The 289-nt window shown below is 45.3% G+C and carries 1 protein-coding gene; it reads left to right on the top strand.

The features are described 5' to 3' along the window. The first annotated feature begins 145 nt into the window (after nt 1–145). Nucleotides 146–283 carry a hypothetical protein gene (locus FS628_RS31640; protein ID WP_186328041.1) on the top strand — a complete coding sequence of 46 codons (138 nt, stop codon included), beginning with the start codon at nt 146–148 and terminating at the stop codon, nt 281–283. Nucleotides 284–289 lie beyond the last annotated feature (6 nt).

The raw sequence follows: 289 nt of genomic DNA, 5'->3' as shown, positions 1-289 counted from the left end.
GTTTGAGGAGAATAGAGAAGATTGGGAAGAGTGTATTGAGAAATTGATTGGATTGGTGGTGAATGATAAGGAATTGTGGGGGAGGGGTGTGGTATTGGAGGTAAGGAAGAGAGAGGGGTGGTTTTGGGAAGAAAATGGGGGGTGATTGAAGGAATTGGTGAGAGAAAAGGTGGATGAGGTAGGTTGTGAATGGGTAGTGGGTGATGGTGAATATGTGACTTGGGTATTTGGTGGGAATGATATGTTGTATGTTGGCGTATGGAGACGTGAAGAGAACGTGTGAGAGTGG

The sequence above is a fragment of the Paenibacillus xylanexedens genome (assembly GCF_007676705.1).
In the GTDB taxonomy this organism is placed as follows: domain Bacteria; phylum Bacillota; class Bacilli; order Paenibacillales; family Paenibacillaceae; genus Paenibacillus; species Paenibacillus xylanexedens_C.
This window is presented reverse-complemented; position numbering and strand designations above follow the sequence as displayed.